Genomic DNA, 19883 nt, shown 5'->3' with positions numbered 1-19883 from the left:
AATTTAAATAAAATATATGGAGAGCAGGAATTTGTCATGAAATTAATCTCGCCCTGGAGAGCAAAATTCCATCCCATAGTGCTCTGAACAAAATATTTATCGTATTTTTCAGTAAAATAAAATCTATGATCTATCCGGTTTTAGAAACTGAAAGGCTTATTTTAAGACAATTGAATCCAAATGATGCAGAAGATCTCTTTGAATATTTTTCCCTGGATGAAGTCATGGAATATTATGACCTGGAAACTTTCAAAACCTTGGAAGATGCCAGAAATATCATCAATTACTTTAACGGTGAATTTGAAAAAGGAAAGGGATTCCGCTGGGCACTGGAGCTGAAATCTGAAAAAAAGGTTATAGGAACCTGCGGCTACCACAACTGGTTTCCTGGTCATTTCCGTGCAGAGATCGGTTATGAGCTCAATCCTAAATTCTGGAGAAATTCTTATATGAAGGAAGCGATTCTTCCTATTCTGATATTCGGGTTTGAAAGAATGCAGCTGCACCGGGTGGATGCCTTTACAGATCCGGCCAATATAGCTTCAGAAAAATTATTGGAATCCTTAAACTTTAAAGCCGAAGGAATCCTCCGTGATTATTTTTTCGAAAAAGGAAAATTTGTGGATGCGAAGATTTTTGGACTGATTAATGAATAAGATGGAAGATGGGACGTCTGAAGATGGAAGGTTCTGAAGTTCGATGGAACCACTGAATATTTTTTAATTAATTTTTAGCATTTGTCTTTCCACTGCAAGAAGTATTGCGAAACACAATAACTTCCAGCTTCCCTCTCCTGACTTCCAGCCTTTACATTCTTCCCGGTTTTCTCTTCTTTTCAAAAGCTTCCGCCCCTTTTTCATAGGCCCATTTCTGTTTGAAATTCACCCACTTAGCTTTAAACAGTTTGCGGAGAAGTTTATCGGTGTACCGCATAATGAATACATGGTACATCATATTGGCGAAAACACCGGGCTTATTCGGCAGTGCTCTCAGTGACATGGAAAATCCCGGTTCCAGGTATCTGTTGAAATGCCAGAATGCCCCGGGAATAAACAGGGCATCGCCATGCTCCATAAAAATTTCATATCCTTTTGCATATTGTAAAGCGGGAAATTTCTCGTAATCCGGGTTTTCATAATCTATATCGTAGACCGTATGCACAGAAAGCGGGACTTTATACAGGAAAGCAGACTGTTTCTGATCAAACAGCAGGATTCTCTTTTTACCTTCGAAATGGATATGAAGAAAATCCCCGAGATCCACATCGTAATGCATCAGTACGTGGGCTTCACTGCCACCGAAGAAAAGAGTGGGAAGCCTCTTAAAAAATTTAATCCCCAGATCCGGATAGGTGAAGTTTTTCAGCAGCTCCGGAAGCCGGTCAGTAATGATGTAGAAGAAAATACGGAGATCTGATGGTCCGCTTTTGATGCGGTCTATATAATCCTTCATTTTCATATTCGTTACCGGGGCATCCGAACTTTTGGAAGCATCGGCGGGTTTATTATCATACAATGGAACTACCTGATCACCTGCTTTTTCACGGATATAAGCAAGATTCCACTGATCGAATGCATCCCATCGGCTCGCAAAATTCTTAATCAGAAGCGGCTTGTGTTTTTTGAAATAATTCTTCTGAAAATCTTCTTTACTGATATCGTTTACTACATCTACGTTTTCGAGGATCATCTTATTCTGTTATTTTAAAGTGAAATAAAAATAGTGTTTTTTTGAAATCTGGGAAAATTAAAAAATGGTAACGGGTTCCAGGAGCCTGGCTTAAACCACAAAAGGGACAACATTTTTTAAACATTTTAGCTATTTTTAGTTTAAAGTATTGAGAATAAGAAGTACACATAAGTTTAAAAATCAGAAATTTTTATGAATACTATTTGAACCATTAAGAGTGAGATTAAGATTTTAAGATCATTAAGCTGAGCCTCACTTTAAGGATTAGAGCTAAAAAATCTTTAGATTTTATCTTAACTTTTCTTACCTCTTTCAATGCTCCTAATGATTCAAAAAAATATGCGCAATCATCTGTGAAAATTCGTGGAATCTGTGGTAAAAAATTACCCCTGATAAAGTATGGCTCAAATGAAAAAATTATATTTGTAAGACTAAGACAGTTTATGAGAGCCTACAACACCAAGCATTTCCTGAAGATCCTGTTCAGTATGCACAAAAGTGATACCATGAAGATCCTTTTCCCTACGATGATCCTTGTGGGGCTTTATTCATGGGGAATCCAGTTTCTGGAGGTAGAATATCTCCACCTTACCGCAAAATCGGGAGTGAGTAATGTAGGAATGATCCATTCCCTGCTGGGCTTTGTTCTTTCGCTGCTGCTGGTATTCCGGACGAATACGGCTTATGACAGATGGTGGGAAGGCCGGAAGCTCTGGGGGAAACTGGTAAATGACACCCGGAATTTTGCCATAAAGATCAGTACCATTCTTGGAGATGACCGTCAGAATACGGAACAGATTGCCCGGTATTTAAAGTATTTTCCGCATTTCCTTGCCAAACATCTTTCCAAGGAATCTACAAGACTGGCTTTGGATGAAGACTATTCTGAAATTGAGAAATCCCTGAAACACCACGGTCCGAGTGAAATTATCATTCTTTTAAGTCACAAACTTAATCAGCTCAAAAAGGAAGGAAAAATCTCTGATGTTGAAATGCTGTATCTGGACACCCAGCTTTCCGGATTTCTGGATGTGTGCGGAGGGTGCGAGAGAATAAAAAACACGCCTATTCCTTATTCTTACTCCTCATTTGTAAAGAAATTTATCATTCTATATGTATTGGCGCTTCCCGTTGCTTATGTAATTACCATCGGGCTGCTGATGATTCCGCTTACCGTATTTGTCTATTATGTCCTGATGAGTCTGGAACTGATTGCAGAAGAAATAGAAGATCCCTTCAACAATGACGAAAATGACATTCCAATGGAAACCCTGGCCCAGAATATTGAAAAAAACGTTCACCAGATCATGGGGCTGAAAAAATAAAAAATCAACCTTAGAGGTTGATTTCTTTTAGTTCGCCGTCAGCTTTGATTTCTACAAACTTGCTTTCCCTGTTGGCAGCATCATATCCATAGAAAAAAGTACTGTATATCGGGGTGGAATACAGATAGTTTCCATACCCGTTAAATGTATTTGTGGTTCCTGTCTGCTGCTGGTAACTTGCCGTTGCCGTAAAGTTCACAATGGTTTCAAGGTAGTATTTACCCGGTTTCAGCTTTTCAAATTTAAACCTGCCATGATCGTCGGTTAATGCTTCTACTCTATACTTGAATGCCTCCTCAGACATATACACCGTTGTTTTTCTGTTTTCATATTTCTTTCTCATACTGTAGAACTCCTCAAAGTAAGGGGTTACAGGAAAAAGCATCACTACCGTTCCTTTAGGTGCATAGTGTTTAGCACCAAGTAAAGGTTTGATGCCCCAATTGTTTTTCTGTTTTGTAGAAGCCACTCCTTCGATGGTGGAGTTTCCAAAACCAAGCATCTCACGCGCCATTTTCTTATCAAAAAAAGCCTGTGGATAATAGGTATTCTGTGCCAGCGAAAATATAAACCCGAATATCAACAGCAATAAAGTGGATACTTTTTTCATGTCGTATTTTTATTTCAAAAATAGCAAATTACCTATATTTGAAACAAAAAAATCTATGAAATACACTTTTCTGCTATTGATTACCGCATCATCGTGGGCTATAGCACAAAAACCATGCGGATATAAAGACGGACTTCAGGAAGGATCCTGCAAGGATTTCTACGAAAACGGGCAGGTAAAACAGGTCGTGGAATGGAAAAAGGGGAAAATAGAAGGCGAAGCAATCTATTATTATGATAATGGAAAGGTACAGGCAAAAGGAGAAAATAAAAAAGGCCATAAAGCAAAAGAGTGGTCTTATTATGACAGAAATGGAGTTCTGACTTCCAAAGAGACTTTCAGAAATGGGGAGAAGAATGTTTATGATGACAGTTCTCTGGCTACTTTTTACACTCCTGCCGGAAAAATAACCGAAATTTCCAATTACAGAATGGGCAAGCTGCATGGTGAAAGCAAACTGTATCATGAAGACGGAAAGTCTGTAAAACAGATCGGGCAGTATCAGGACGGGCTGGCTGCAGGAAAATGGAAGGTTTATTACCCATCCGGAAAATTACAGCGTGAAACAGAGTTTGTGAACGACAAATGGAACGGAAGCCGGGTGCATTACCGTGAAGACGGCAAAGTTGAAAAAACGGAAACATACAGAGACGGAAAATTAATCTCAACAAAATAAAACAATTGGTACAAAAATTAAAACTGGAAGAACTTAACAGAATAGATGTAGAAACATTTAAGAAGGTTGAGAAAATTCCATTGGTCATTATTTTAGACAATCTAAGGAGCATGCATAATGTAGGGGCATCTTTCAGGACGGCAGATGCCTTTCTGATTGAAAAAATAATTTTATGCGGCATTACTCCTCAGCCTCCTCACCGCGAAATCCATAAGGCAGCACTTGGGGCTACAGAAAGTGTGGACTGGAGCCATGAAAGTGATATCAACACCGCGATTGATGAATATAAAAGCCTTGGATACGAGATCATCGGTATTGAACAGACCACAGACAGCCGAATGATCACGGATTTCACCATAGAAAAAACTAAAAAATATGCCCTGATCCTGGGCAACGAAGTGGATGGGATAAGCGACGAGGCCCTACCGAATATTGATACATTTCTTGAAATTCCTCAGCTCGGAACGAAGCACTCCCTGAATGTGAGTGTCTGCGGCGGAATTGTGATGTGGGAATTTGCCAAAGCCCTAAAATAAAAAAACTGCATATGTCCTTAATAGACAGTGCAGTTTGAAATAAATCTAATAAAAAGTAAAAATGAAAGGCGACAAAGGTACCTTTTTTTTCTTTACAAACAAATTTTAACATCACTTTTTTTATTTTTCACGAAAAAAAGTGATGTTTTGAGAAAAAGTTTCATTTAATTTTTTATAAATTAGCACAATGTTTATCAAGGATTATATCTCAAAAGACTTTCCATGTTTTAGCCTGACTGACTCGATAGAATCAGCGAGGGATACATTAGACGATTTTGGATATTCCCATATTTTCATTAAAAAATCCCATCATTTCTACGGAGCTCTTGCAGAAGATTTCCTATATGAAGGAGACGGAATACTGAAGGATCTGGAACACCAGATCGAACGGTTTGCTATTCTGGAAGACAACAATATAATGGACAGTATCCGTCTGTTTTATACGTTCAATGCCAACGTGATCCCGGTGATCAACAAGAATGAAAAGTACCTGGGGTATATTACGTGCGAGGATATCTTTCAGAACCTTTCCCGTTATCCTTTATTTTCAGAGTCCGGGGCCATCCTTACCATAGAAACGCCGGCCAGAAAATATTCGATGACGGAAATCGCCAATATTGTGGAAAGCAACAATTCCAAGTTCTATGGCGGGTTTATTACATTAATGTCTGATGAGGTGATTCAGGTGACCATTAAGATCAGCAATGAAAATCTTTCCTCAATAGACGCTACTTTTGACCGGTACGATTACAGAGTTGTTCAGAAATACTATTCTGATGAGAAATCAGACCTATTTAAAGACCGGTTTGGATTTTTCCAAAAATTCATAGAAATATAACATGAAGGCAGCCATATACTCTCAGAAAAAAGACCTCGATACTTTTTTATATTTAAGCAAGTTTATTTCTGAACTTGAAACCCGGGGCGTAAAATCTGTTCTGTATGATGAAATGGCTGAAGCGCTTCAATTCTCAAAGATATTTGAAACATTCAACAGCAAGCAGGACCTTCTGGATAAAGAAGTAGACCTGTTTTTTACTTTCGGAGGCGATGGAACCATCGTGAATTCATTGACTTTTATTGAAGATCTTGAAATCCCAATTGTTGGGGTCAATACCGGAAGACTTGGTTTCCTGGCCAGCTTTACCAAAGAAGAAGCATTCAAAGAGCTTGATGCCATTTTAAAAGGAGACGTCAAAACAAGCCGCCGGGCCGTTATTGAAGTTGTTTCACCCAGGTCAGACGATTTTTTCCCGTATGCGCTGAATGATGTTACCGTTTCAAGAAAAGAAACCACGTCTATGATCACCGTAGATTCTTATATCAACGATGAGTTTCTGAATGTCTTCTGGGGAGACGGCGTTATTGTCTCTACTCCCACGGGATCTACTGCCTATTCTTTAAGCTGTGGCGGACCCATAATTTCTCCGAACAACGAAAATTTCGTCATTACTCCTATTGCTCCCCACAACCTGAATGTGAGACCTTTAGTGGTTAATGACCGGGTAGAAATAAAATTCAGAGTGGAAAGCAGAGTCCCTCAATACTCCCTTTCGCTGGACTCAAGGCTGGTGCATATTGAAACCGACAAAGAAATTATCATCAAAAAGGCCGATTTTCAGATCCTCCTGGTGCAGCCCAACCATTTAAGTTTCTACGAAACGATCCGTCAGAAGCTGCTTTGGGGTAAGGACAAAAGAAATTAGGAATTCCTCAAAAATGATTACCTTTACAGGAATTTTAAAAACGCCTAATAATTTAAAATAAAAAGTAAAACATGAGCAGAATTTTTCCGGCAGGAGTTGCCACAGGTCAGCTAGTTACTGATATTTTTCAGTATGCTAAAGAAAACAAATTTGCACTTCCTGCAGTAAACGTAATTGGTTCAAGCAATGTAAATGCTGTCATGGAAACGGCAGCGAAACTCAACTCTCCTGTAATTATCCAGTTTTCAAACGGTGGAGCGGCTTACAATGCCGGAAAAGGATTGAGCAATGACGGACAGAAAGCTGCTATTTTAGGAGCTATCGCCGGAGCAAAGCACATTCACACGCTTGCTGAAGCTTACGGAGCCACTGTAATTTTACATACAGACCACTGCGCTAAGAAATTATTGCCCTGGATTGACGGTTTGATGGATGCTAATGAAGAATTCTTCAGACAAACCGGAAAATCCCTTTACTCTTCTCATATGCTTGACCTTTCTGAGGAGCCTTTGGAAGAAAACATCGAAATCTCTGCTCAGTACTTCGAAAGAATGGCTAAGCTTAAAATGACACTTGAAGTGGAAATCGGAGTAACAGGTGGTGAAGAAGACGGAGTAGACAACTCAGACGTTGACAACTCAAAATTATATACACAGCCTGAAGACGTAGCGTATACGTATGAAAAGCTAAAGGCTATTTCTGAAAACTTTACTATTGCAGCTGCATTCGGTAACGTACACGGAGTTTACAAGCCAGGAAACGTGGTTCTTACCCCGAAAATCCTTGACAACTCTCAGAAATTCGTTCAGGAGAAATTCGGAACAGCAGACAAGCCGGTGAACTTTGTATTCCATGGTGGTTCAGGATCTACTTTAGAAGAGATCAGAGAAGCCATTGACTATGGAGTAATTAAAATGAATATTGATACTGACCTTCAGTTCGCTTACACAGAAGGGGTTAGAGATTATATGGTTAACAATATTGATTATTTAAGAGCCCAGATCGGAAACCCTGAAGGAGAAGAAAAGCCTAACAAGAAATTCTACGATCCAAGAGTTTGGGTAAGAAAAGGTGAGGAAACTTTCTCTACAAGACTGGTTCAGGCGTTTGAGGATTTAAATAACGTAAATACTTTAAAATAAAAACTGTAGCATTGTATTAATGTAAAAAGTATTCATGAGGATATGGTTTACATTAATACAATTTACATTTATACATTAATACAAGCAAAATGGCATTCGACTGGTTTAAAAGAAAAGCAAAAAACATTACCACCTCTACTGATGAAAAAAAGGATGTTCCCAAAGGTCTTTGGCATCAGACTCCATCAGGAAAAGTTGTGGAGCATGATGAGCTCAGAAGAAACAACTACGTTTCTCCTGAAGACGGATTTCACGTAAGAATAGGAAGTGCAGAATTTTTTGAGATCCTTTTTGACGAAGGAAAGTTCACAGAGCTGGATGCCAATGTTGAAAGTATTGATATCTTAAACTTCAAGGATACAAAGGCATACAAAGACCGTTTAAAAGAAGTAAAAGCCAAAACAAAACTTACCGATTCTATCAGAAACGCAGTAGGAACTGTAAAAGGAACTGAAATGGTGGTTTCCTGTATGGATTTTGCCTTTATCGGAGGCTCATTAGGTTCCGTAATGGGTGAAAAGATCAGAAGAGCAGTAGATTACTGTATTGCCAATAAACTTCCGTACATGATCATCTGCCAGTCCGGTGGAGCGAGAATGCAGGAAGCTACGTATTCACTGATGCAGCTTGCCAAAGTACAGGCTAAACTGGCCCAGCTTTCGGAAGCGGGGCTTTTATACATTGCTTATCTGTGTGATCCTACTTTTGGAGGAATCACGGCTTCTTTCGCGATGACTGCGGACATTATCATGGCTGAGCCGGGAGCATTAATCGGATTTGCAGGTCCAAGGGTAATCCGTGAGACTATCGGAAGAGATCTTCCGGAAGGTTTCCAGACTTCTGAATTCTTACAGGAAAAAGGATTCGTGGATTTTATTGTAAAAAGAACTGAAATTAAAGATACAGTCGCTAAAACAGTTAATTTATTGGCTGTAAAAGCATAGGGCTTGTAACAAATACTATACAGTCTCTCTCTAATTAGGGAGAGATTTTTTATTGATGAGGACTTTCAAGATATTTTTTAATACCATCCGGAGTATGAGCTTTAAAAAGATTACCCGTCTTTTATCGCTCCTTCTTCCCCATCCTCTTTTTGCCTTATTAAGCTTTCATGCAACGGTACAGGCCTTTGCCATCGCGCAGAAAAAGTTCCCGGAAACAGCATCTAATAACGGGGTCGGGAATGCTTTCAGACATGCTTTGTGGTGCTGCTTTATCATGATGTATTGCTGCAAGGTGTCTTCACCCAAAAAAGCACTGGATTTCTGCAAAAGAATCACAGATATGCATGAAGAATTGTTTCCGAATCAGCCTCTGGAAACTAAAATGGATCTTCACAACAACAAAATCGGGATGGATTATTTCATGGAACTACTGCCGGGAATCCACCGCCAGTTTTTTGAGAAGGGATTTTTTATAGACAGCCTGGCTAAGAAGATGGATGATGCGAAGATTTTAAAAAGCCTGGATGATGATTTTGAAGGGCACCTCGTCTACCTGGATGAATAAAATTAAGTATGTTTCGGCTTCACTCAGCATGACATTACAAATACTAACTGTTTTTTAGGTGTGGAATAATGGACCTTGTCACGCTGAGCGGAGTTGAAGCGCTTTCAATACGGATAAAAAATAAAGGTTCCACCATAAAGTTTTTCAGGTTTTACATTAAATTTATTATCTTTTCTCAAATTTTAATTTAATCGAATGGTCCTCAGCAGAATTTGGTCGGCTTTTATCATCATTGCCATTACCATTGCCAGTATAAAATACATTTCATCAGGCCACTACAAAACCATTTTCAATGATATGGTGGTGGGAAAAGGTGGTGATACGGTTCAGATCGCATCACAGCCGATGAATACCCTCACCCCGATTATCAGGGACAGCCTGATGAAAAAAAATGATTTTCCCGACAGCAGGATTCATTATAAAACCGATTCTTTAAAACAGGATGTAAAAGTCTACAGGGTTCAGGAAGCAGACGGGGTCATCGGAACTTCCGAAACTGCGGTAAAAATCTGCATCGGTTTAATCGGGATCATGACTTTGTTCATGGGATTTATGAGTATTGCTGAAAAGGCAGGCGGAATTAATCTGTTAAGCCGTTTTATCCAGCCTTTTTTCTCGAAATTATTTCCTGATATTCCGAAAAACCATCCCGCATTCGGACATATGCTGATGAACTTCAGTGCAAATCTTCTGGGGCTGGACAATGCTGCCACTCCGTTCGGTTTAAAAGCCATGGAAAGCTTACAGACTTTAAATCCCAATAAAGATACAGCCAGCAATTCGCAGATCATGTTTCTGTGTCTGCATGCCGGAGGAATGACGCTTATTCCTGTTTCCATTATTGCGATCAGGGCTTCTATGGGATCAAAAACACCTACAGATATTTTTCTTCCGTGTATGATTGCTACATTCGCAGCCACAATGGCGGCGATGATTATTGTTTCTCTGTATCAGAAAATAAATTTATTAAAACCTATTGTTATTGCTTATGTGGGAGGAATTTCTGCCGTTATTGCACTTCTCGTTCTTTATCTGGTTCAATTAAGCAAGGATGAACTGGATACTTTCAGTAAAGTTTTAAGTAACGGACTGATCCTCTTTATCTTCCTCGCCATTGTACTGGGGGCAGTGTATAAAAAGATCAATGTTTTTGATGCCTTTATTGATGGAGCTAAAGAAGGATTCACAACCTGCGTGAAAATCATTCCTTATCTGGTTGGAATGCTGATCGCTATTTCGCTTTTAAGAACTTCAGGAGTTTTTGACGTAATTATTGACGGTATGAAATGGGTTGCCAATACGGCTGGATTTGACCCAAGATTTGTAGACGGACTTCCTACGGCACTGATCAAACCTCTTTCCGGATCAGGAGCAAGAGGAATGATGGTGGATACGATGAGCACATTCGGAGCGGATAGTTTCCAGGGTAAACTGGCTGCAGTTCTTCAGGGAAGCTCAGATACGACGTTTTACGTGATTGCTGTGTATTTTGGGGCCGTAGCCGTGAAGAATACGAGATATACGGTAATTGCCATGCTTCTGGCGGATCTGGTGGGTGTTATTACGGCTATTGGGTTGGCTTATTTGTTTTTTGCGTAATTTATTGGCGGTTGCTGGTTACTGGTTTTTTAGTTTCCCGCGGCATTTATTAAAACAACAATTGATGAGCTACCAAAAACTTGACATTTATAATATTGCATTTGAACTTTTTATTGAGACGCATGGGCTTTTACTAAAGCTACCCAGATATGAATTATATGAGCCTGGAAGCCAGTTGAGAAGGTCTGCAGATTCTGTTGTTACCAATATAGCAGAAGGTTATGGAAGAAAAAACTATAAAGGAGATTTTATAAGATTTCTCATTTATTCGCAGACAAGTTGTGATGAAACGGTAAGCCATTTATCAAAAATAATAAGACTATACCCCGATGTAAGTGTAGACTTAAGTGATAAAGTAGCCCAATACCAACTATTAGGAGGAAAAATTAATAACTTTATAAAATATGTCCAACTAAGCTGGCGAACATAAAATAATACGAAATAACTAAAAACCAGCATCCAGCAACAAAATTAAAGCAATTATGATCACAGATAAAGAATTCACCCTAAGATTGATACGCCAGCTAACCCAGGCACTGGAAAAACTGATTTTAGACAAGCCTGAGGAAAGCATGATGCAGAAAGAACTGGACTTCGATACTTTAATGAGGGATATTTTTAAGATGAATTTCACGGAAATATCTTCCAAAACGAAAGAAGAAATTATTGCCATCGTTAATGAAAGGCAGGAAAGAGACCACAAAGATTATTATGAAATGCTTGGCAACCTTTTCTACTTTACCGGTAAGCAGGACCAGAATAATGACTTCCTTGATAAAGCAAAGACTTTCTATGAACTGTATCTTCAGACCAGCGGAATTTTTGCCCTTCCGGTGATCAACAGAATTAACGAAATAAAAAAAGCACTTGAATAAAGTGCTTTTGTATTTTTAGAAGGTGATTTTATACGTTCCGGTAGAGGATGTGTTAGCTTTTTCAGCTTTCACATATTTTTTGACCCAGGCTACCGATGTAGAAGCTACACAAGGATCTGAAGTCCCTCCTGTTCTTCTGGCAGAAACTACATTACCCGCTTTGTCTACTGTGTACGCAATCGTAATGGATCCTCCGGCTGTACAGTTGTGAGAAGGCTGTGATCCTCCTCTACCCATGGTTCCGGGGATATAGCCGGTCAGTTTACGGTCTATTCCTACTTTACTGTCGCCGTTTCCGTCTCCGCCTAAAGGATCTCCAGCGTTTCCTATTCCGGTACCTGTTCCCTGGCTTCCGGCTTTTGTCCCTCTTCCTCTGATCAGGTTTCCGATGGCTGCATTTCCTTTTCCGTCCCCGTTTCCTGTTTTTGAATTCGAGGTAGTGGCGCCGGATTTTTTAGTACTTTTTGAGGCGCTTGTACTTGTAGCTGTTTTATTAGTATTCTTTTTTGATTCCTCTTTCTTCGCAACACTGGTTTTGGAATTGTTCCCTGTGAGCACCTTTTCTTTCACTTCCGTTTTCTTGGGTTCCGGTGCCGGCTCAGGTTTTATGACCGTTTTGGTTTCCGGTACGGGTGTTTCGGCAGGTTCGGGAGTTACTTCTTCAGTGGCAGCAGCAAGGCTTCCCGGCTGATCTGCCGGTTCTTCAATCCCATTTCCATTTCTGTTGTCCCCGAAATTCACAAGCATGGTTGTCACCACTTCATCAGGCTGTTTATCCAGTTCCGGTTTTAGTTTATAAAGAAAAACAAAAAGCAAAATTCCAGACCAGATCAGGATAGAAAGTACTGCACTTTTTACCCTGTCTTTGTTTTGCTCGCTTTTGTTTACACTGTAACTTCTCATCTTAGAAATGATTCTCTCCGGATGGCCCGGAGACATTATTTATCTTTAACGGTTGCAATCGCAATATTAAATTTATTTTTTTCAGCAATCTCCATGACAAAGACCACGTCTTTATGCATGGTATTTTCATCTGCACGAATGGTAAAGGATTTATTCGTCTGGCCTGTTAATTTACTGACAATTACGGATTCCAGCTGATCCTTTGTCACAGGATTATCATCTACAAAATAGGTCCCGTCCGGTTTAATGCTTACCGTCAGAGGATTAGGAATATTATCTTCAACCGCTCCTGCTTTAGGTAACTTCACATCAATGGCACTCTGATTGGCGGCTGATGAAGTAATCATAAAGAATATCAGCATCAGCAGGATAACGTCTGTCATCGCAGCTAAACTGAATTCGGGATTCGCTTTATTTCTTCTCTGAATTTTCATCTGTTTACTTTTCTTTTTTAATGGTCAGATGGAATCGCTCGACTATAAGCAATTTCATAAGAAAGATTTATAAAGGTTTGTTGATTAGATCTAAAAACTCTCCTGACATATTCTGTGCTTTGAGAACAAATCTGTCAATTCTTGTTAAAAGAATATTATAGAAAAAGTTGGCAGGAATGGCCACTGCCAAACCTACTGCGGTCTGTCCCAATGCAGTATAAATACCTTCAGACAATGTTTTTGGTGAGAAAGATCCCGTTGCATGAGAAAGGTTGAAGAATGCAATAATCATCCCGATAACCGTTCCCAGAAGCCCCAGCATCGGTGCGATACTCGGTACTACAGCCAGAAGGTTCAGGTTTTTTTCCATATTGGCAACCTCTACCTGAGCCTGGGATTCCATCGCACTTACAATATCTGAAACCGGTCTTCCCAGTCTGGAAATTCCTTTCTCCAGAATTCTTCCTTCCGGGGAATTCTGTCTTTTACAGTAATCTGCTGCTGATTCTATCTTGCCTTCCTTGATAAAATCTTCAATATTGTCCATGAAATTGGAATCTGTTTTGGACGTCAGCCTTTTAATAAAGAAAAAACGTTCAAAAAACAGGTATAATGAAAATACACCTAAAGCCAGAACGACAAACATTACTATTTTAGCGAAAGCTCCTCCGTGGAACATGATCTTCCAAAATGAAAATTCTAAATCGTCTGTTGCCACTGCCGGAGCAGTAATTTGTGCAAATAAAATCTGGGTAAGTTCCGTTAACAGCATTAATGTGAATTTTTATAAAAATTTAACGACAAATGTAGTGGAATATTATGAATTGCTCTCTTAAAAAATGCTTAAAAACAACTTAAAGTTTGTTATGGTTCAGAGATAGCAAATTTCTTTCCAAAACTAGCTTTGAAAAGAAATCTGATATAAAATATGGAGAAAACGGTTAGTCTTCGTCTATGTTGATATCGTCCTGCTTAAATTCGCATTTTAAACGGAATGGGATCGGGGTATCTGATCCTGTGTAGAAATCGTCGATCGTTCCTTTCCAGATTACCTGAAGTTCACCTTCTTCGTTTTTCTCAAACAGAAGCTCATTATCATAAATAAAGGCTTCCTCATCATCGAATAAATCCACTTCGGTGTAGGTTTCCTCATCAGAATCGTTAATGGTGATTGCTTTTCCCTCGATTTCTTTTGATTCAATAGGAAAATCAAAGATTTCAAGCGAAAGCTGCGGAAAGTTGTACTGTAATGAATCATCATCTACATGATCCAAACTGTCATCCGTTATAATTTCAACCTCTAAAAAATGTTGCTGGTTGCTGTAGACTGCCTTACAATAAGTGTTTCTAATATTGTATTTTAGGGTCTCCTCCGGATGGTAAATTTTTAAAATCCCTTTCATTATTTCTTAAAAAAGAGCTGTAATAATATGATTGTTAAACGTTTTAGACAAAGATAAAAAATTGATTCAAAGTTGAAAATATTTTCAAAATTATTTTTTTAAATCATTATGATTGACTATTCCGTATCTGCAATAATACTTACTTTTGCTGTATAAAGATTCTGAAATGAAAAACATTGTAACAAAAGGTATTCTAGCCGTAGGACTGGCTGTAGGCCTGGCATCCTGCAAAAAATCCGATTCTCCGCTCACGAAGGTGACCCCCAGCAATCTGGATTCCATTGCAGCCAACTATTATGAGCAGTATCTTAAATTGTACCCTTTAGAGGCTACTTCTCAGGGAGATACAAGATATAATGACCAGCTTCCTATCAATATCGACAAGGATTTTATTTCCGGAGAGATTGCTTTTTACAATTCTGTACAGAAACAGCTGGAAAGCGTTGATTACAAAGGTCTTTCTGATGAGGACAAAGTGGTTTTTGATGTCCTGGATTATACTTTAAAAGATAAAATCGAGGCGTATGCCTACCACCCTGAATACATCCCTTTTACCCAGTTTGGAGGCCTTCCTCTGAATTTCCCACTGTATGGAAGCGGAGAAGGGAGCCAGCCTTTTAAAACAGAAAAAGATTACAGCGACTGGCTGAAAAGAATGGAGAAATTCCCTGAATGGATGAATGCTGCTGCAGATAATTTCCGCGAAGGGATCAATAATAAAATCGTTCTTCCTAAAAAACTGGTGGTCAAGATGATTCCTCAGATGAAAGCTGAAGAGATCACAACCCCGGATCTGGACAAAAATATTTTCTATGGTCCCGTAAAAAAATTCCCTAAGGATTTTACGCAAGCCCAGAAAGACAAATTTTCAGCACTTTATGCAGAAGCCATTACCAAGAAGATCATTCCCGCCTATACTAAAATGGGAGCCTTTTTAGAGAAAGAATACCTTCCGAAAGCCAGAGATACGGACGGCTACAACAGTCTTCCGAACGGAAACGAAATTTACAGATATTACGCGAAAAGCTGGACTACCACTAAGAAAACACCTGAAGAGATCAATAAAATCGGGCAACAGCAGGTGGCTATGCTTCGTGCGGAAATGGAAAAAGTAAAACAACAATTAGGCTTTTCAGGAACTTTGGAAGAGTTTATTAATTACGTAAAAACAGATCCTAAAGCCATGCCTTACAAGACTTCCAAAGAGGTCCTGAATGGATTCAACGGGATTTTAGCCAAGATCACCCCGAAACTTAAAACAATGTTCAGCGTAACGCCTAAAACCAAGTTTGAGATCAGACAAACTGAAAAATTCAGGGAAGCAAGTGCCAGTGCGGAATATACCCAGGGAACTCCGGATGGTAAAAGACCGGGAATATTCTATATGCCGCTGCCAGATCCTGCCCAGTTCAATGTAACTTCGGGAATGGAATCTCTTTTCCTTCATGAAGCGATCCCGGGGCACCATTACCAGGTTTCTCTGCAGCAGGAGAATACCAAGCTTCCTAAATTCATGAGATTTGGCTGGTTTGGAGCCTATGGCGAAGGCTGGGCACATTATTGTGAAACTTTAGGCCCTGAATTTGGTTTGTATACAGACCCATATCAGAAAATGGGCTACCTGAGTGATCAGATGCTGAGAGCGGTAAGACTGGTGGTAGACACCGGAATTCATACCGGAACCATGACCAGAGAAGAAGCCATCAAATACTTTTTAAGCAATATTTCCTACGATGAAGCGAGTGCTACAGCTGAAGTAGAACGGTATATGGCGATGCCGGGACAGGCTTTGGGCTACAAAATAGGATCTTTAAGAATCCGTGAGCTGCGAGACCAATATCAGAAGCAACTTGGAAACAAGTTCAATCTGGCCAACTTTCACGATGAAATTTTAAGCCAGGGATGTCTTCCGCTTGATGTGCTGAACAGAAAGATGGAGCTTTGGGCTAAAAAGCAGAAATAGAACAATGCAAATAAAATATCAAGGATGGGATAAGTAATTTATTCCATCTTTTTTATTTATTTTTGGGTGATCTTGTAAAGATTTAATCTGTCTTTATCAATGAAGAAAACATTTATCTTTTTGCTTATACTATCCATGATTGGTTGTAAATCTGATCGCCAAAATACGATTGATCTGGGCACAATAACTGTTGATAAAAATATTTCTAAAAGCGAAACAATAAAAATTTTATCAGATTATCCCGAACTGAAATTATTCAACAGCGAAAAACTGGAAAGTCAGACAAGAACAGCACATATTATACAAAATGCCATTTTTTTCGATCGAACAAAAAGAATAATACGTTTCGATGATTATAAAGCTAAAGCCTTTTATAAAGGAGATACCCTGGAATTATGGATCAACAATTACAATGGTTATTTTGGAAACGGCGTTCAAATTCAGATATTTGATCATCATTTCAAAGTCAATAATATCAGCCCAAAAACAATGAAAAATGAAGTAAAATTTATTAAAGCCGAACTCATTGCTCAAAAACTGATTCTTAACAGCAACAGTTATAATAAAAAAGACAGTATCTACGGTTTCATCAATTACAGATGTAAAATAGACAGCTTGGTTGAAAAACAGTTCAGTGGATACTTCAAAACTATAATACAGTAAAAAATGATCACAGAAAGCCTGAAATCTCTCTACAGCAGGGATTTAAATACATTAAAAAAAGAGATAGAAGCCTACCAGAACGAGGAAAATCTCTGGAAAACTGATAAAAATATCGCCAATTCTGCAGGAAATCTTTGTCTTCACCTGGTGGGAAACCTCAACCATTTCATAGGAGCACAGCTCGGAAATACCGGTTATGTGAGGCACCGTGACCTTGAGTTTTCACTAAAAGACGTTCCCAGAGCCGAACTTATTGAAAAAATAGAATCCACCATCGTTATGATTGATACGGTATTAAGCCAGCTATCGGAAGACGATCTGAAAAAAGAATACCCGCTTGTTGTTTTTGAAGCTAAGATGACCACAGACTATTTTCTGATTCACCTGGTTGCCCATCTGGATTATCATCTGGGCCAGATTAACTACCACAGAAGGTTACTGGATTCCTGATTCCTGATTAATCGTTTTTTTATTTCCCCCTATTTCTATGTACAAATCCTCCTTTATGAAGGGACAGATTTGTGCATCAGGAATATCATTTATTTTTCAAACAGCATTTTCGTGATGAAATCCTTCTCTCCCTTTCCTCTTGCAGGAGAATACTCTCTGCCATAGTAAATGATCTGGAGATGAAGTTTATTCCAGACTTCTTCTTTCCAAAGATTTTTGGCATCTTTTTCCGTTTCTACCACGTTTTTTCCGGAAGTGAGCTTCCATTGGGTCATCAGCCTGTGAATGTGTGTATCCACCGGAAAAGCAGGAAATCCGAAGCCCTGGCTCATCACTACGGAAGCGGTTTTATGACCCACACCAGGGAGTGCTTCCAGCTCTTCATAGGTTTGAGGAACAATTCCGTCATGTCTTTCCAGTAAAAGCTCAGCCATTCTTTTCAGGTTTTTAGCTTTGGTATTCGAAAGCCCGATCTCTTTAATGAGTTCCTTGATCTGATATTCCTCCAGCTTGGCCATTCTTTGCGGCGTTCCTGCCACGGCAAAAAGATCAGGTGTCACCTGGTTCACTTTTTTATCCGTCGTCTGTGCAGAAAGGGCTACAGCCACCATCAGGGTATAAGGATCCGTGTGATCTAACGGAATAGGTGTTGCAGGATATAATTTCTCCAATTCTCTCTGAACAAGCTCCGCTCTTTGCTTTTTTGTCATGTAACCATTAAATTTGAACAAAATTAAATCATTATGCTGAAAGTTGGAGATAAATTACCGGAATTTGAAGGAATAAATCAGGACGGAAAAACGATAACCTCATCAAAACTCGCCGGTAAGAAATTAGTGGTATTCTTTTACCCTCAGGCCAATACTCCTACATGTACTGTGGAAGCGTGTAATCTGAGTGATAATTATTCAAAGCTTAAAAAAGAGGGGTTTCAGCTGCTGGGCGTAAGCGGGGATACGGTAAAAAAGCAGAAAAACTTTCACAGCAAGTTTGCATTTCCCTATGATCTTATTGCCGATGAAAACCACCATATCATTGATCAGTTCGGAGTATGGCAGGAAAAGAAAACATTCGGGAAAACCTATATGGGAATCGTAAGAACCTCCTTTATTTTTGATGAAAAAGGAATCTGCACAAGAGTCATTGAAAAAGTGACGTCTAAAACGGCGGCGGAACAGATATTAGAAGGCTAAAAAGCGAAAAGGCAAATAGGCGAATTTGCTTATTTGCCTATTTTGTTTCAAAGTACATCAATTCTTCATCATCACCCGAAAGTCTAACGTAATTCTTGAATTCAAGTCCTAATTTCTGAATCAGTTTCTGGGAAGAAAAATTATCTTTTGAAGTGATGGCAGAGATTTTTTTCAAACCGAAGTCATCCATTCCGATCGATTTCACCTTTTGAGCGGCCTCATAGGCATATCCTTTGCCTTCAAACTCTTCCAGCAGGGAAAACCCTATATCTACCACATCCAGCCCTTCCCTTTCGAAGATTCCTACCCCGCCTATTTTTTCACCTTTATCCTTGGTAACCATCAGATAATTTCCAAAACCCAGTTTTTCAAACTGTGGCATAAATCTGTTTCTGATATAGTTCTCAGCATCAGCCACCGTTTTAAGATTACGGTCCCCGATGTACCTGATAAAGCTGGGTCTGTTGTAAAGCTCAAAAATAAAGTCTCTGTCCTCTACAGACATCGGCCGGAGGATCAGTCTTTCCGTTTCGTAAACGCTATTTTCGTTTGGCTGGTTTTTTAGGCTCATCTTTGGGTTCTTCTTTTTTCTGAATTTTTAAAAGCCTTGGATTATTTGGGCATTTTTTATTGTACAGCTCAATGTAGGTTCCGTTTTCCTTTGCATTGGAAACAGCACCGGAAGCTTTATTTACCGTTAGAGTATAATGGGTTTTCTGATAAGGACATTCCTTTGAAGTAACCTTTCCAAGATCAAGATAATAATGGGTGGCATCTTCATAATAGTTGCCTGCAATATCTTTAAATTCACTGTCTACCATATATCCGTCAGCAGTCAGGATAATGGCCGCTTCTTCTGCATTATCAATTTTTCCAACGAATTTTCTCAGCCCTTCAAGGTCTGTGATATAATTTACTTTCCCCCCTGCTGCGTAGGCTATGTAATAAAAGCTGTCTTCTTCCGGAAACAGATCAAATCCGGAAAACTGCGGGGTATAATCTGTTTTTCCTCCCGATATTTTAACCTCCTGGTTTTTCCCGTAGCTGTTATGGACGAGCACCCAGGAATCTACCCGGTCATTGGGAATGATCTGCTGTAAAATATTGGGAATACCGGAAAAGTTTTTCTTTTTCTGGGAATATCCTAAAACTCCTAAAATAAGGAATATAAAAGCTATTGATCGTGTCACAGTGTTCATCATAATTC

Annotated in this window: 25 protein-coding genes; 16 read left to right on the top strand and 9 right to left on the bottom strand. The window is 39.2% G+C overall.

What is annotated here, in order from left to right; translation table 11 throughout:
- Window positions 1–125 precede the first annotated feature (125 nt).
- Complete coding sequence (locus tag B7E04_RS03655; RefSeq protein ID WP_080777414.1) at window positions 126–656, top strand: GNAT family N-acetyltransferase; 531 nt, start codon at window positions 126–128, stop codon at window positions 654–656.
- Window positions 657–807: 151 nt separating this feature from the next.
- On the opposite strand, the gene B7E04_RS03650 is transcribed toward B7E04_RS03655, so the two are convergent.
- Entirely contained in the window at window positions 808–1689 is an 882-nt protein-coding gene (locus B7E04_RS03650; protein WP_080777413.1) for a cupin-like domain-containing protein, read from the bottom strand.
- A 443-nt stretch (window positions 1690–2132) separates the two neighbouring features.
- Between B7E04_RS03650 and B7E04_RS03645 the strand changes: the two genes are divergently transcribed.
- Entirely contained in the window at window positions 2133–3014 is an 882-nt protein-coding gene (locus tag B7E04_RS03645) for a bestrophin family protein (RefSeq protein ID WP_080777412.1), read from the top strand.
- Between the two features lie 10 nt (window positions 3015–3024).
- Here the strand turns inward: B7E04_RS03645 and B7E04_RS03640 are convergent, their stop codons facing one another.
- A complete protein-coding gene (locus B7E04_RS03640) occupies window positions 3025–3624 on the bottom strand; it encodes a hypothetical protein (RefSeq protein ID WP_080777411.1) in 600 nt (199 codons plus the stop codon).
- 55 nt (window positions 3625–3679) lie between these two features.
- Here B7E04_RS03640 and B7E04_RS03635 point away from each other — a divergent pair, with 55 nt between their 5' ends.
- From B7E04_RS03635 to B7E04_RS03590, 10 genes are all read left to right on the top strand, one after another.
- Entirely contained in the window at window positions 3680–4300 is a 621-nt protein-coding gene (locus B7E04_RS03635; protein ID WP_080777955.1) for a toxin-antitoxin system YwqK family antitoxin, read from the top strand.
- Between the two features lie 5 nt (window positions 4301–4305).
- Window positions 4306–4836, top strand: coding sequence for an RNA methyltransferase (locus B7E04_RS03630; protein WP_080777410.1), 531 nt, complete (start codon window positions 4306–4308; stop codon window positions 4834–4836).
- 187 nt (window positions 4837–5023) lie between these two features.
- The gene (locus B7E04_RS03625) at window positions 5024–5674 is read left to right on the top strand and encodes a CBS domain-containing protein (RefSeq protein WP_080777409.1); all 651 of its coding nucleotides are present in this window, start codon (window positions 5024–5026) and stop codon (window positions 5672–5674) included.
- 1 nt (window position 5675) lies between these two features.
- Window positions 5676–6542 (top strand): NAD kinase, encoded by an 867-nt coding sequence (locus B7E04_RS03620; protein ID WP_062651754.1) that lies wholly within the window; start codon window positions 5676–5678, stop codon window positions 6540–6542.
- A 71-nt stretch (window positions 6543–6613) separates the two neighbouring features.
- Entirely contained in the window at window positions 6614–7684 is a 1071-nt protein-coding gene (gene fbaA, locus B7E04_RS03615; RefSeq protein ID WP_062651756.1) for a class II fructose-bisphosphate aldolase, read from the top strand.
- An 89-nt stretch (window positions 7685–7773) separates the two neighbouring features.
- Window positions 7774–8628 (top strand): acetyl-CoA carboxylase, carboxyltransferase subunit beta, encoded by an 855-nt coding sequence (accD, locus tag B7E04_RS03610; RefSeq protein ID WP_062651758.1) that lies wholly within the window; start codon window positions 7774–7776, stop codon window positions 8626–8628.
- 55 nt (window positions 8629–8683) lie between these two features.
- Window positions 8684–9193, top strand: a complete 510-nt coding sequence (locus B7E04_RS03605; RefSeq protein ID WP_080777408.1) for a DUF6973 domain-containing protein — start codon at window positions 8684–8686, stop codon at window positions 9191–9193.
- 195 nt (window positions 9194–9388) lie between these two features.
- Window positions 9389–10792, top strand: a complete 1404-nt coding sequence (locus tag B7E04_RS03600) for a nucleoside recognition domain-containing protein (protein WP_080777407.1) — start codon at window positions 9389–9391, stop codon at window positions 10790–10792.
- A 64-nt stretch (window positions 10793–10856) separates the two neighbouring features.
- Window positions 10857–11222, top strand: a complete 366-nt coding sequence (locus B7E04_RS03595) for a four helix bundle protein (protein ID WP_080777954.1) — start codon at window positions 10857–10859, stop codon at window positions 11220–11222.
- Between the two features lie 52 nt (window positions 11223–11274).
- A complete protein-coding gene (locus B7E04_RS03590) occupies window positions 11275–11667 on the top strand; it encodes a hypothetical protein (protein ID WP_080777406.1) in 393 nt (130 codons plus the stop codon).
- Window positions 11668–11682: 15 nt separating this feature from the next.
- On the opposite strand, the gene B7E04_RS03585 is transcribed toward B7E04_RS03590, so the two are convergent.
- The 4 genes from B7E04_RS03585 to B7E04_RS03570 all read right to left on the bottom strand — a co-directional run bounded on the left by B7E04_RS03585 (window position 11683) and on the right by B7E04_RS03570 (window position 14407).
- Window positions 11683–12570 (bottom strand): ferric siderophore ABC transporter substrate-binding protein, encoded by an 888-nt coding sequence (locus B7E04_RS03585; protein WP_080777953.1) that lies wholly within the window; start codon window positions 12568–12570, stop codon window positions 11683–11685.
- Window positions 12571–12605: 35 nt separating this feature from the next.
- Complete coding sequence (locus B7E04_RS03580) at window positions 12606–13004, bottom strand: ExbD/TolR family protein (RefSeq protein WP_080777405.1); 399 nt, start codon at window positions 13002–13004, stop codon at window positions 12606–12608.
- A 67-nt stretch (window positions 13005–13071) separates the two neighbouring features.
- Entirely contained in the window at window positions 13072–13776 is a 705-nt protein-coding gene (locus B7E04_RS03575) for a MotA/TolQ/ExbB proton channel family protein (RefSeq protein ID WP_080777404.1), read from the bottom strand.
- Between the two features lie 169 nt (window positions 13777–13945).
- Window positions 13946–14407 (bottom strand): hypothetical protein, encoded by a 462-nt coding sequence (locus B7E04_RS03570; RefSeq protein WP_080777403.1) that lies wholly within the window; start codon window positions 14405–14407, stop codon window positions 13946–13948.
- A gap of 166 nt (window positions 14408–14573) precedes the next feature.
- Here B7E04_RS03570 and B7E04_RS03565 point away from each other — a divergent pair, with 166 nt between their 5' ends.
- The 3 genes from B7E04_RS03565 (at window position 14574) to B7E04_RS03555 (ending at window position 17483) form a co-directional block, all read left to right on the top strand.
- Window positions 14574–16370, top strand: a complete 1797-nt coding sequence (locus B7E04_RS03565; RefSeq protein ID WP_080777402.1) for a DUF885 domain-containing protein — start codon at window positions 14574–14576, stop codon at window positions 16368–16370.
- Between the two features lie 99 nt (window positions 16371–16469).
- Window positions 16470–17033 (top strand): hypothetical protein, encoded by a 564-nt coding sequence (locus B7E04_RS03560; RefSeq protein ID WP_139785329.1) that lies wholly within the window; start codon window positions 16470–16472, stop codon window positions 17031–17033.
- A 3-nt stretch (window positions 17034–17036) separates the two neighbouring features.
- Window positions 17037–17483 carry a DinB family protein gene (locus tag B7E04_RS03555; protein WP_185117063.1) on the top strand — a complete coding sequence of 149 codons (447 nt, stop codon included), beginning with the start codon at window positions 17037–17039 and terminating at the stop codon, window positions 17481–17483.
- A gap of 89 nt (window positions 17484–17572) precedes the next feature.
- Here B7E04_RS03555 and B7E04_RS03550 read toward each other — a convergent pair whose 3' ends face one another.
- On the bottom strand, window positions 17573–18193 hold the full coding sequence (locus B7E04_RS03550; protein ID WP_080777400.1) for an endonuclease III domain-containing protein: 621 nt from the start codon (window positions 18191–18193) through the stop codon (window positions 17573–17575).
- A 33-nt stretch (window positions 18194–18226) separates the two neighbouring features.
- Between B7E04_RS03550 and bcp the strand changes: the two genes are divergently transcribed.
- Window positions 18227–18676: a thioredoxin-dependent thiol peroxidase gene (gene bcp, locus B7E04_RS03545; RefSeq protein ID WP_080777399.1), complete on the top strand. Its 450-nt coding sequence runs from the start codon at window positions 18227–18229 to the stop codon at window positions 18674–18676.
- A gap of 37 nt (window positions 18677–18713) precedes the next feature.
- Here the strand turns inward: bcp and B7E04_RS03540 are convergent, their stop codons facing one another.
- Both B7E04_RS03540 and B7E04_RS03535 read right to left on the bottom strand, forming a co-directional pair.
- Window positions 18714–19247, bottom strand: coding sequence for a GNAT family N-acetyltransferase (locus tag B7E04_RS03540; protein WP_080777398.1), 534 nt, complete (start codon window positions 19245–19247; stop codon window positions 18714–18716).
- On the bottom strand, window positions 19216–19878 hold the full coding sequence (locus B7E04_RS03535; RefSeq protein ID WP_080777397.1) for a hypothetical protein: 663 nt from the start codon (window positions 19876–19878) through the stop codon (window positions 19216–19218). The genes B7E04_RS03540 and B7E04_RS03535 overlap by 32 nt, the downstream gene beginning before the upstream one ends.
- Window positions 19879–19883 lie beyond the last annotated feature (5 nt).

This window comes from Chryseobacterium phocaeense (genome assembly GCF_900169075.1).
Lineage (GTDB): Bacteria > Bacteroidota > Bacteroidia > Flavobacteriales > Weeksellaceae > Chryseobacterium > Chryseobacterium phocaeense.
The sequence above is the reverse complement of the archived record's forward strand: the minus strand, read 5'-3'. Positions and strand labels throughout refer to the sequence as shown.